The organism is Nocardia caishijiensis NBRC 108228, from assembly GCF_001612825.1.
Classification (GTDB): domain Bacteria; phylum Actinomycetota; class Actinomycetes; order Mycobacteriales; family Mycobacteriaceae; genus Nocardia; species Nocardia caishijiensis.
In genome coordinates, this window is the sequence record NZ_BDBE01000036.1 from 107789 (window position 1) to 118927 (window position 11139).

The 11139-nt window shown below is 67.7% G+C and carries 11 protein-coding genes and 1 pseudogene; 3 read left to right on the forward strand and 9 right to left on the reverse strand.

The features are described 5' to 3' along the window. Positions 1-4 precede the first annotated feature (4 nt). A complete protein-coding gene (locus NC7_RS20180) occupies positions 5-619 on the forward strand; it encodes an NAD(P)-dependent oxidoreductase (RefSeq protein ID WP_067985407.1) in 615 nt (204 codons plus the stop codon). A 39-nt stretch (positions 620-658) separates the two neighbouring features. Here NC7_RS20180 and NC7_RS20185 read toward each other — a convergent pair whose 3' ends face one another. Next, positions 659-1609 (reverse strand): hypothetical protein, encoded by a 951-nt coding sequence (locus NC7_RS20185; protein ID WP_067985409.1) that lies wholly within the window; start codon positions 1607-1609, stop codon positions 659-661. 451 nt (positions 1610-2060) lie between these two features. Between NC7_RS20185 and nrdF the strand changes: the two genes are divergently transcribed. Further along, entirely contained in the window at positions 2061-3023 is a 963-nt protein-coding gene (nrdF, locus tag NC7_RS20190; protein ID WP_067985411.1) for a class 1b ribonucleoside-diphosphate reductase subunit beta, read from the forward strand. On the opposite strand, the gene NC7_RS20195 is transcribed toward nrdF, so the two are convergent. The 5 genes and pseudogenes from NC7_RS20195 to NC7_RS20210 form a co-directional block, all read right to left on the reverse strand. Beyond that, entirely contained in the window at positions 3024-3419 is a 396-nt protein-coding gene (locus NC7_RS20195) for a hypothetical protein (protein WP_067985413.1), read from the reverse strand. 77 nt (positions 3420-3496) lie between these two features. Continuing rightward, positions 3497-3559, reverse strand: a pseudogene (locus NC7_RS30575) (DUF2510 domain-containing protein); the annotation flags it as partial. Positions 3560-3646: 87 nt separating this feature from the next. After that, positions 3647-4216: a hypothetical protein gene (locus tag NC7_RS20200; RefSeq protein WP_067985415.1), complete on the reverse strand. Its 570-nt coding sequence runs from the start codon at positions 4214-4216 to the stop codon at positions 3647-3649. Positions 4217-4239: 23 nt separating this feature from the next. Next, positions 4240-5070 carry an alpha/beta fold hydrolase gene (locus tag NC7_RS20205; protein WP_067985417.1) on the reverse strand — a complete coding sequence of 277 codons (831 nt, stop codon included), beginning with the start codon at positions 5068-5070 and terminating at the stop codon, positions 4240-4242. A gap of 63 nt (positions 5071-5133) precedes the next feature. Then, positions 5134-5919, reverse strand: coding sequence for a glycosyltransferase family 2 protein (locus tag NC7_RS20210; RefSeq protein ID WP_218017650.1), 786 nt, complete (start codon positions 5917-5919; stop codon positions 5134-5136). A 92-nt stretch (positions 5920-6011) separates the two neighbouring features. Here NC7_RS20210 and NC7_RS20215 point away from each other — a divergent pair, with 92 nt between their 5' ends. After that, positions 6012-7223 (forward strand): hypothetical protein, encoded by a 1212-nt coding sequence (locus tag NC7_RS20215; RefSeq protein WP_067985419.1) that lies wholly within the window; start codon positions 6012-6014, stop codon positions 7221-7223. Positions 7224-7244: 21 nt separating this feature from the next. Here the strand turns inward: NC7_RS20215 and NC7_RS20220 are convergent, their stop codons facing one another. From NC7_RS20220 to NC7_RS20230, 3 genes are all read right to left on the reverse strand, one after another. Next, positions 7245-8330 carry an ABC transporter substrate-binding protein gene (locus tag NC7_RS20220; protein ID WP_084458633.1) on the reverse strand — a complete coding sequence of 362 codons (1086 nt, stop codon included), beginning with the start codon at positions 8328-8330 and terminating at the stop codon, positions 7245-7247. A gap of 109 nt (positions 8331-8439) precedes the next feature. Continuing rightward, entirely contained in the window at positions 8440-10200 is a 1761-nt protein-coding gene (locus NC7_RS20225) for an outer membrane protein assembly factor BamB family protein (protein WP_067985422.1), read from the reverse strand. 94 nt (positions 10201-10294) lie between these two features. Further along, positions 10295-11098, reverse strand: coding sequence for a VOC family protein (locus NC7_RS20230; RefSeq protein WP_067985424.1), 804 nt, complete (start codon positions 11096-11098; stop codon positions 10295-10297). Positions 11099-11139: the final 41 nt, after the last annotated feature.

The window sequence follows — 11139 nt, forward strand, 5'->3', positions numbered from 1 at the left end:
CGTCATGAAGATCGCTGTACTCGGCGCCACCGGGCAGACCGGACGTCTCATCGTCGCGCTCGCGCTGGATCGTGGTCACGAGGTGATCGCCCTGGCACGGCGGCCCGACCAGATCGCGGCCAGGCCGAACCTGCGGGTGGTGCGCGCGGATGTCGCCGAACCGGGAAGTGTGCCCGCTGCCGTGCGAGGCGCGGACGCCGTGCTGAGCGGACTCGGTATCACCAAGAAGCAGGATCCCGGGATCCTGATCGACGGTGCTCTGCAGATCGCCTCGGCGGCACCACGGGTCGTCTGGCTCACCTCGCTCGGCATGGGTGCCACCGAAGGGGCATTGGGTTCGGTCAACGGTGCCATGCTGAAACGGGTGCTGCGGCACGAATGGAACGCCAAGAGCGTTGCGGGCCAAGCGATTCGGAACGCGGGTGGAACCACCGTCCACGCCGGTCCGCTCACCGGCAGACCCTACGACGGTCGGGGACGGCTGATCCCGGCCGACGAGTTCCGGCCGCGCCTGCTTCCGCCCACCGCGCCCCGCGCCGGGATCGCGGCGCTCATGGTCGCCGAAGCGGAATCGCCGGGCTTCGCCGACACCGACACCATCGCCCTGTTCGGCCGGTGATCGACGAGTGTGCACCGGTCGCGAGCCGGTGCACACTCGTCACGGCAACAGCGGCAGCGTTTCGCGCATCACCTTCTCGGCGACCGAGGAGTCGGCGGTGACCGACACCTTCGGCACCCGGGGGCCGAGGAGCGCATCGGTCGGGCCGGGAGTCAGGGCCGGGCCGACGACCGCGGACAGGGACGTGATGGACGAGGTCGCGGTGTCGGGTTCGAAGCGGAAGACCTGGCGGGCACCCACCGTGAACACGGGGGTGTCGTCGGTGATGGGCCGTTCGGAACCGTAGTCGTAGGTCACGATCGCCTCGTGGCCGTCGACGGTGAGGGTGCAGGTGGTCAGCCGCTGGTCGGCGACCGGCACCGGAAATCCGAGCAGGGGGGCGACCGCGCACGGGTCCGCGCCGGTCACCACCGTGCGGTCGGTATCGGGTGAGGTGCCGTGTGGCGGTTCCGCACGGAACTCGACCAACGCGATCCGCAACAGGTCGGCCGCGGTCGCGCACGCGTCGCCCGGCGCGCGAACACTCAACGACAGATCGGCACCCGACACGAACAGCGCCCACGCCTGACACGCCGCGCGTGCCTGCGGATCCGCCGACGTGGCCGGCTCGTCGTCGAACAACACGCGCACGTCACCCATCGACTCCTCGCGCACGGGACCGTCCATGGCCGGTTCCCCGGAGAACATCACGCCGGTACTCCACGTGGCATCGATGCCGGTGAGATGTCCCGCCACCGCGATCCCGACGCGGCACTGATCGGGGCGAACATCCTCGACCGTGCCGACTGTTCCCAGCCGCGCGAGCGAAGCGCGTGGCAGCAGGGCGCACACATCGATCGCGCGCACCTTGCGCAGGACGCTCACCTTCTCCTCGTCGGAAACCGCCGCCCTGGACCAGAATCCGCCACTCGGCATCGAATCGGCCACGGGTTCGGACCCGCACGCGACCATGGTCAGCGCCGCGAGAGTGAACAGAAGAGCCTGTCGCACAGTCGGTGTCCCTTCGAATCGTTCGGAGGCCTCGGGCGATCTTCCCGCACCTGGTCATCCGCTTCCAGGTGGCAGGAATGAGTGCGATGTCTCCGCCTGGGGTCGCGTCCAATGGCGCGCTGTCGGGCGCGTACGCAGGTCAGTGTGCCGGATCGCGGGTGTGCTTCGGTACCGGGTCCGCAGTGGTACCGCTCACCGCCGGAACCGGCCGTCGGAGACATGTGGTGAATCACTGGCGATGCGATGGTGGTCGAGTCGGACGCGTGGCGCACAATGGGGGCCGCGTGTGTGGTGCGGGTGACCGGCTGGTGCGGTCGTATCGCCCGCATCGCAACACAAGCTGTTGTGTTCCGTGAGGTTGTCACCCACTACGAGTAGTGTTCGTGGGGAACGGCCTCGCACGCGGCGGCAGGTGCGGGTCACAGGTCTGGCGGAAAGGTGTGGAGGCGGAATGAAGCTCATCGATCGGGCGTCGGCCATCAATTGGAATCGGGTGCCCGATGAGAAGGATGCCGAGGTCTGGGATCGGTTGACCGGCAACTTCTGGTTGCCCGAGAAGGTTCCGGTGTCCAACGACATCCCGTCGTGGAACACGCTCACCCCCGATGAGAAGCAGCTCACGATGCGGGTCTTCACCGGCCTTACCCTGCTCGACACCATCCAGGGCACCGTCGGCGCGGTCTCGCTCATCCCCGATGCGATCACCCCGCACGAGCAGGCGGTGTACACCAACATCGCGTTCATGGAGTCGGTGCACGCCAAGAGCTACAGCTCCATCTTCTCCACGCTGTGCTCCACCAAGGAGATCGACGAGGCGTTCCGCTGGTCGGAGGAGAACCGCAACCTGCAGCGCAAGGCCGAGATCGTCCTGTCGTACTACAACGGCGAGGACCCGCTCAAGCGCAAGGTGGCCTCCACGCTGCTGGAGAGCTTCCTGTTCTACTCCGGCTTCTACCTGCCGATGCACTGGTCCTCGCGAGCCAAGCTCACCAACACCGCCGACATGATCCGGCTGATCATCCGTGACGAGGCCGTGCACGGGTACTACATCGGCTACAAGTACCAGAAGGGCCTCGAGCTGGTCTCGCAGGCCGAGCGCGACGAGCTCAAGAACTACACCTTCGAGCTGCTCTTCGAGCTCTACGACAACGAGGTCGACTACACCCAGGACCTCTACGACGAGGTCGGCCTCACCGAGGACGTGAAGAAGTTCCTGCGCTACAACGCCAACAAGGCGCTGATGAACCTCGGCTACGAGGGCTTGTTCCCGAAGGACGAGTGCGAGGTGAACCCGGCGATCCTGTCGGCGCTGTCGCCCAACGCCGACGAGAACCACGACTTCTTCTCGGGTTCGGGTTCGAGCTACGTCATCGGCAAGGCCGTCAACACCGAGGACGAGGACTGGGAGTTCTAGTCACCGATCCCACGGCGCACGCAGTTCCGGGTCGTCGAAGGCGTCGGCCGCGTCGCGGTAGAGCTCGCTGATGCGATGCTTCACCTTGTCGCGGTCGGCGGCGGAGATGTCGGCCTGATCCAGCCGGGCCGCCGCGTTCGCGACCGCACGGAACACCCTGGTCGGCTTGCCGTCGATGATGTCGGCCACCGGGAACTTGTAGTCCTTCTCGAGCGCCGGATCGCCCTTCGGATCGCGATACAGATAAACACTGGCGAGCTTGTTCGGATCGCCCTTCGCCCACTCCAACGCATCGTGCTCGGCACGGTGCCCGGTCCATTCGTGGTCACGCGGCGCCCACGGCATGTCGACGTCGGCGGCATTGTCGGACTCGGGCGGAACTTCACGCTTCGACACAGGTCTCTCCTTGACACTCGCGGGTCATGGATCAGCGGATTCGATCGTAGCAATTGCCCTTGTACCCGCAGGTTCACCTACTGCGGGTCGACGGGCGGCTGAGTCTGTTCGGACCATTGACGGCCGTCGAACCACCGCGTGCGCCCCGCGACTAAGCAGCGCGCACGCGGTCTTGTTGATTCTTAGCTGGCGCTCTGATCGTGGGGCGTTCGAGTCCGATCGTTGGTCTACATAGCGTTCTGAACGTCGCGGCTGGCGTGGATAGCGAAGGCCACTGCGGCACAGCAGATGACGATGCCGATCACTGCGTAGACGCCTCGGGAACGCGGTGCGAGGGTCCAGCGGGTCGGCGGCGTGAAGGCCGCGCACACGACCAGCACGGTGCCGGTGACGACGAGAGCCCAAGCGGCGACCGCGAGCGTTACCGAGATCGGAGGATCCTTGTGGAGGAGCACCGCGATGTCGGAGATGCCATCCCAGGCCCGCGTGATGACGACCTCGACTGCGAGGACGACCGTCATCGCCACCGCCGGAAGATTTCCGAGCCCGTTGATTCGGAAAGTGAGCGACCACCGCAATGCGACGGTCAGCGTGACGAGCACGGTGATCGCGAACACCAGGGAGAAGAAGGCCAGAGCCGAACCGGTCCTCCCGCTGTCTTCAGTCGCCGCGGCGTGCGGTTCGAGGGCGAAAGTACTGGTTGCCGCACCGCCGACGAGCAGAATGGCGCCGACGATGGCGGCTGCGGTGATCGCGGGCGACGATTCGTGTGCTCGTCGAGTTGCGGTGTTCTGCATTCCGTCCCCTCCCCGAAGTTTCGCTAGGAAGATACCTCCTCGGACTGACGGACTTGGTCGACGAATCTCGTCACGGCGGTGGCGACGGGCCCGGCGTGGGTCCACCAGACGCCGTGGCCTGCGGTGGTGCCCGCGATGACGGTGGAGAGGCCGTGGGTGCCGGGGAGGGCCTCGGCGAGGGCGGATGCGTCGTCGGCGGTGCCGCCCGCTTGGTCGGCGTGGCCGCGCAGGACCAGGGCGGGGCAGGTGATCTCGGGGAGGCGGGGGGTGAGTTCGTCGCGCGTGGCGAGGTTGTGCCAGGCGGTTGTGGTGCGGGAGCGGTCGGGGTCGGTGAGCCAACGGCGAATCCAGTGTTCCTGGTCGGCGTCGGTGCCGCCGATGAGCAGGGGCGCGAGGGCGCGGGCCTGGGGTTCGAGGGGGATGGCCGGGTCGGTCCAGGCGGTGGCCATGGCGCGGTACTGCGCGGATTCCTCGACGGTGTTCGCGCGGGCCGTGGTCGATGCGAGGACGAGGGCGCGGGTGCGTTCGGGGTAGCGCAGAGCGAACCGGAGGGCGGTGTAGCCGCCCTGGCTCATGCCGCCAACGATGACGGGGCCGGTGATGTCCAGTTCGTCGAGGACCGAGGCGATGTCGTCGGCCAGGTCCCAGTAGGTGAACGGTTCGCCGGGGTCGCTGACGGTCGCACCGAAGCCGCGCGCGTCTACGGCGATCACCCGCAGTCCCGCCGCCGTGAGCTGCGCGGTGGCGCGATCGAACATCGTTGCGTCCATGAGGAATCCGTGCGACAGCACGATCGGCTCGCCGCTACCGGTGTCGGTGAAATGGATGACGGAACTATCGCGCTGCACGGGCATGACCCGAGGATATCCGCCGGAACATACCGTCGGAGATGTCACCACAGTGACGCCGCGACGGCATCAGCGCAGCGACGGCGCCGCCCATTCCGGTCCGAGCAACAGCGCTGCCGCCCGCGCCCGAATGAGCGAAATTTGCTCCCCCCCCCCCTCGAAGATCGAGTGTTTCGAGGACTGCTGCAGGTGGTGCTTGCGATAGCGCAGCGTCGGCGCGTCCACCACAACGCCCGCGGCCATCGCTGAGGCCGACATCAGCAGAGCGGTGTCCTCCATTCCGCGCAATGCCGCCCAGCCGCCCGCGGCGAGCAGGAGATCACGTCGCCACAACACCCCGGCCGGGTGGACCGGCAGGCGATAGGTCTGCGCGTTCGTCACCCAGGCATCCAGTAGTGCGCCGCGCTCGAGCAGTCCTGGCCGAAAGTTCAGCGGAAAGCTGCGCAGTTCACCGGAACCGAGCAGGTCACGCGCCGGACCGACAGCGAATCCGGCGGTGGGTTCGGCCGCGAGGGCGGCACCGAGTGTCGCGAGAGCGGTCGGCTCGAGTTCGTCGTCGGCGTCCAGATTCTGGACCAGCGGCACGGTGATCCGTCCGAGCGCCACATTGCGGGTGACGGCAGATCCTTCACGAGTCCCGTTGAACGCCAGAGACACTCGCGGATCTCCGGCCGCGCCGCAGCCGATCAGGTTCGAGACGAGCTCGGGGGAGCGGCCACCGTCGACCTGGACGTACCAGGTCCAGTCCGCGTGTGTCTGCGCGCACAGCGACCGCCACGCATCGGGTAGGTAGCGGGCGTACCCGGCGTGCACCGCCGTCAGCACCGCGATCTCCACGAAGGACCACTCTGCCATGTCGACGTGGCTGGCGATGACTGTGGTACTCAGTGACAATGGTCATCCGGTGACATGTGGTCATCCGGCGCGGCGGCAGGCAGGGGACGGTCATGGATCACGCGTTGGTCGAGTCGGCACTCGCGGGATTGAGCGCGGCGAATTCGCGTGAGCTGGAACGCGAGTGCGAACAGTTCGCGTTGCGGTATCTGGCTCAGCAGGTGGAGCCTCAGTTCGACCTCGACTCAGCTGATTTCGACCGTGACCCGTTGCTGATCTGCGCCGACCGCTACTGGAACCAGCGCTTCCAGGCCGAACCGACGCTGCGGACCGCGGTGCTGTGTGCGGGATGGATGAGTGAACACATCGCGGACGAGGTGTACGAACCGATCCGGCAGAAGTGGGCGCTCGGGTTCGCCTTCATCACCCGCGACACGGTCGAGTCGGCGGACGAGATCGCCGACGCCACCGCCGATGTCGTCGGCGCCGACGACAGTACGTGCAACAAGGCGTATTTCGCCGCTCTGTACCACGCCGGGAAGCTGCGCGCGAACTTCTTCTTCGCCGAGCTGGAGCAGTTCCTGGCTGCCTCGCCGCTCGCGATAGCCGCGGGCCCACACCGGAATTCGGTCCTGTTCACCGCCCTGCGTGCGTTCGCCGCGTTCGGTTCGCGCACGACCGCCCATCAGCACGCGTGCGAGCTGCTCGACCAGGTGTGGGATTCCCCGCAGCGTTCGTTCGCGGCCGTCGATGTCGTGTTGAACGGGCTGGCTTCGGGTGTGGACTTCGACGGCCGCGGCGCGCTGCTGCGCGATCGCGCCGCCGAGGCTGTCGCCGCCTATCCCGGTCGTGACATCCTGCACTTCCGGCTGGCCACCGGGCGCTGGCTCTGCGGCGAACACGACGCCGCGATGAGCGATATCGACGAGGCCATCCGTTTGCTGCCCGCCAAGGGGTGGCGGGTGAGTCACGAACTGCTGCAGAGCCAGTACCTCGCGCGTCGTGATGCCATCGAGGCCGCCCGGGTCATCGATCGCCAAGCCCGCGCCGACCGAACCCGTGTCGAACACACGGAACAGGAAGTCGGCCGCCTCGCGGGCGAGGTGCGCGGTACCGTTCTGCGCGCTGTCGAACTGGTGACGATTTTCGCCGCCGTCGTCGCTTTCGCCGTCGGTTCGCTCAATGTGTCGCTCAACGGCAATCTCTCGCGTGCCGACCGCATCTGGATCGTGGCAACACAAGGTCTCGGGCTTCTCCTGTTCGCCTTCCTGATCCTTGGCGGCTCCTGGTTCATCGCCGATCGTCTCACCCGACGCTCCCGATGAGACCCAGCCGGTGCCGCTGGATCAGTCGGTGACGTAGCCGTTGAGGCTGTTGCGCAGGTCCGTGAGCACCGCGCGGGCGGCGGTGAGGCCGGTGGTGTGCCAGATCTTGTCGTCCACGGCGAACACGCGGCGATCCGTCGCGGCGCCCAGATTCTCGAATTCCTTCGAGCGCAGCACCTTTTTGCCGTGTGCCTCGCCGTCGGGGCCGTCGAACATCACGTAGATGATGTCACCCTCGGCCTTGGTCGAGAAGTCGTCGGGGGTGATGTCGAACGAGGTGCCGCGCTGCGCCTGCGGACGCTGTACACCGGCATCCGCGAGGACCTGTGCGGCAAAGGTTTCCGAGCCCTGCACCTGGATCGTGTCGGCGGTGAAACGCAGCACCGAGGCCTGCGACTGGTTCGCGTGCAGCGCGGTGCCGAGGTCCTCGGCCTCGGTGCGGTAGGACTGCAGCGCGTTCGTGGCGGCGGCGGTGCGGCCCATCCCGGTGGCGTAGGCGACGAAGTCGGACTGCCAGCTGCCGCCGCTGCCGACCAGCACGGTCGGAGCGATCGCGCGCAGCGCCTCGTAACCGCCCGCGGCAGGGGGGACGTCGCCGAGGATGAGGTCGGGCTTCAGCTCGGCGATACGCGCCGGGTCGGGTGCGCCGATCGGGCCGACGCTCGGCACCTTCAGCACGCCGTACCCGAGGTACATCGGCTGCGGACGCTCACCGTCGAGCGTCACCGCGCCCGTCACCCGCTCCCACAGGCCGAGCGCGCACGCCGCGTCGAGAGCGGAACTGGTGAGCACGACGATGCGCTGCGGATCGGCGGGCACCTCCGTGACACCGGCCGCATGGGTCACCGAGCGGGTACCCGAACTCGCGTCGGGCGCACTCGGCGTCGGGCACGCTGTCGCCGTGTCACGGTCGGCACCCACCACACCGGCACCGGCGATATTGGTCGTGGTGCGGATGATCGTGCTCGCGTCGTCGTGCTTGTCCGCGCAACCGGCGCTCACCACGGCAGCGCACAGCACCGCGGCGACGAGCACGCCACGCGGGCGGCGACGACCCCGCCGGGTGGTGCGGGGGAATCGGGTGCGTTCTCGGGCGCTCACCGGCATGCGGACGAGGGTACTGCGTTGGGGTCGCCGCGGATGCCGGGGGCCGTGGGTCGTCGGCATCCGATCCCGCACCGGACGAACGCAGCGCGGCCCGATCGCGGATCGAGTGTCAGCCGAAGCCGATGATCTCGGAACCGCGGCCGTTGCGATCACTCGCGATCACTATCAGGGATCCCGAGGTTGTAGTCACGCGTGGGTCCCCGTCCGGACCGATGGTGATGGGCACGGCCGGACCTTCGCGTCCGGTCGATCGGTCCCAGCTCCGCAGCTCGAATCCGTCATCCAAGATGAGCACGACTACCCGGTCGGCAAGCAGTTCGGCGCGGTCCTCGACGTACATCGCCCCGGTCGCGGGGGTGGTCATTTCGAGCTCGGTCCACAAGACTTCGCCGACTGCGGACAACACCTCCCAGCGGTCGCCCAATCCTGCGTTAGGATCCGAGTTGTCGGAGCTGACCAGGGCAGACGTGCTGTCCGCCTCTTCCAAATCGCTGTACTCGCGGCTCGAATCCACGATGGCCGCCGACAGCGGTACGTTCGGTGGCAGGAAGATCTCGGTGTCGACTGCTCCCTCCCGATGGCACTCCACCCAGACGAAGCCGCTGTCGAACACGCGGACGCCGGTACTCATGGCTCGCACCGCTGCGGGCGTGGGAAAGCTGCGCGTATCGCGAACCTCTCCGGACATCGGATCGAACGCCGTGACGACCACCGTCGCGGCCTCTCCGTCACCACAACGCGCCACACGGTAGATCGCTGTCATGGTGGTCCCGACCTGCGATGGTGCTGCGGTGCACTTGGCTGATTCGCCTGCGATACTCCACATTTCGCGCCCGGTCCTGGCGTCGTAGCGGGTCACCCGTCCGGTCTCGGACGAGATGGTGGCCAGCAGGTGCCCACCGGTCGTGGAGCGAGGGTCATCGGCGAAATCTTCTCCGGTCCACAGCAGTTCGCCGGTGGCCGCGTCGAATGCCATCCAGCCGATATTCCGCCACTTGGTCAGCACCACGTCCTCGGCGCGCAGGTAGGTCGTGTCGTCGAGTCGATTCCACACGCTGTCGGTGCTGATATTGCCGCGCAGGTAGCGCCACCGTTCGGTTCCCGTCGCACCGTCGTAGTGCGCGAGGCCCGCAGGCGTCGCGACGACGAATCCGCTTCGGGTGACGAGAATTCGGTGGCCCAGATCGGGGTCGGCCGGGATCTGTAGCCGGAACTTCTCGGACCCGAGCACCGCGGGTGCGGCAATCTCCGGTGCGGCTTCGGCGGTGAGGTGATCGCTGGAGACGCTGTCGTCCCCGAAGCGGACCGCGAAACCCGCCGCGCCGAGCACCGGGATCACGCCGACGACGAGCGCCGCCGCCAGCGCCCACCAACGGGGCACCGGGCCGGTCGGCTGCACCACGAACACGAAGGTCAGCAATGCGCCCGAGATGGCGAGCGCCAGTGCGGCGATCGCGGACGATGCCCGGGGTGTCACGACGAAGTCGGAGGTCAGCCTCTGATATGTCGACGGAATGTCCGCCGCCACCGCGAACCACAGGCCCCCACCGAGGACGAAGAGGATCGCCAGTGCACCGCCCGCACCGACACTCGCGGCCCGCTCGTCACCGCGACGCCCGAGAACGAGCACCACCGCGCCGATCAGCGCTGCGGCACCCGCGACGACCAGAGCTGCCCGGACCAGACGGAACGGGAAATCGGCTGTCTCGGTGAAGTCGCCGTGGAACGGCACCGGAATAGGCGCCGCGACGAACTGGCTGTAGAGCGCCAGCACTACACCACCAGCGAGGAGTACGGCACCGACCAGGCCGGTGAGTATCGGTATCGACCGCAGTGCACGCGCGCGTTCGGTCGGCTGATCCTCGGACATCTTCCCCCACACAAGAACTCGTTCGCTTCCGCCAATCGCGCGTCACGTCGAGACTAGTGCCGGGGGTGGCGGCGCGGAAACGCCGCCGCCTCGGTCAGCGCGCGGTGCCGCCGATGCTGAAGTGGGCACCGGTGGGGTCGGTGAGACCGACGAGTCGGCCGTAGGGGGTGGTCATCGGCTCGAAAACCAGCTTCGCGCCCAGGGACACGGCGAGCTCGGCGGCCTTGTCGGTGTCGTCGCTGCCGAAGTACACCGCCCACGCACCGGGCAGGCCTTCGGGCAGATGCCCCTGGCCGTCCATCACGCCGCCGAGCATCGGGGACTCGGCGTGCAGGGTGGTGTACCGGAACTCGTCGGAGTCGGCGACGGTGAAGGTGTCGGTCCAGCCGAACACCTCGCGGTAGAAGTCGAGCGACTGCGGGTAGGCGCGGGTCATGAGTTCGAACCAGGACGGCAGTCCGGCCGCGTCCTGCCATTCGCCGTCGGCGACCCGGCCGATTCGGCCGAAACCGGGGAACGGGCCGGGCTGCCACACGCCGACACCCACTCCGCCCACGTCGGCGAGGACGGCCATCGTGCCGACACCGGGGACCTCCATGGCCTGTACGAACACGGTGCCGCCCGCCTCGGACGCTTTCCGTTCGGTCGCGGCCGCGTCGTCGGAGTGCAGGTAGACGGTCCAGCGGTCGGGGTACGGGTCGCCTGCGTCCTCGACGCGGCTCATCGCACCGGCGACGGCGACGCCGTCCTTGCTGAATGTGGTGTATCCACCGAACTCCGGGCCGCCGCGTTCGGCGGTCCAGCCGAACAGGTCGCCGTAGAAGGCGATGGCGCGGTCGAGGTCGGAGGTGTAGAGGTCGATCCAGGTGGGATCGCCGGGTCGCGGGGTGAACTGCATGCTGACTCCTCGGCAGAAGGGGAAGTACGCAGACGGTCGCA

Excerpts from the sequence above, each read along its gene's own strand:
- NC7_RS20220 (WP_084458633.1), bottom strand. The coding sequence starts at position 8,330 with ATGCCGGTGAGCGCCCGAGAACGCACCCGATTCCCCCGCACCACCCGG.
- NC7_RS20205 (WP_067985417.1), bottom strand. The coding sequence starts at position 5,070 with ATGCCCGTGCAGCGCGATAGTTCCGTCATCCATTTCACCGACACCGGT.
- NC7_RS20210 (WP_218017650.1), bottom strand. The coding sequence starts at position 5,919 with ATGGCAGAGTGGTCCTTCGTGGAGATCGCGGTGCTGACGGCGGTGCAC.
- NC7_RS20225 (WP_067985422.1), bottom strand. The coding sequence starts at position 10,200 with ATGTCCGAGGATCAGCCGACCGAACGCGCGCGTGCACTGCGGTCGATA.
- NC7_RS20230 (WP_067985424.1), bottom strand. The coding sequence starts at position 11,098 with ATGCAGTTCACCCCGCGACCCGGCGATCCCACCTGGATCGACCTCTAC.
- NC7_RS20180 (WP_067985407.1), top strand. The coding sequence starts at position 5 with ATGAAGATCGCTGTACTCGGCGCCACCGGGCAGACCGGACGTCTCATC.
- NC7_RS20215 (WP_067985419.1), top strand. The coding sequence starts at position 6,012 with ATGGATCACGCGTTGGTCGAGTCGGCACTCGCGGGATTGAGCGCGGCG.
- nrdF (WP_067985411.1), top strand. The coding sequence starts at position 2,061 with ATGAAGCTCATCGATCGGGCGTCGGCCATCAATTGGAATCGGGTGCCC.
- NC7_RS20200 (WP_067985415.1), bottom strand. The coding sequence starts at position 4,216 with ATGCAGAACACCGCAACTCGACGAGCACACGAATCGTCGCCCGCGATC.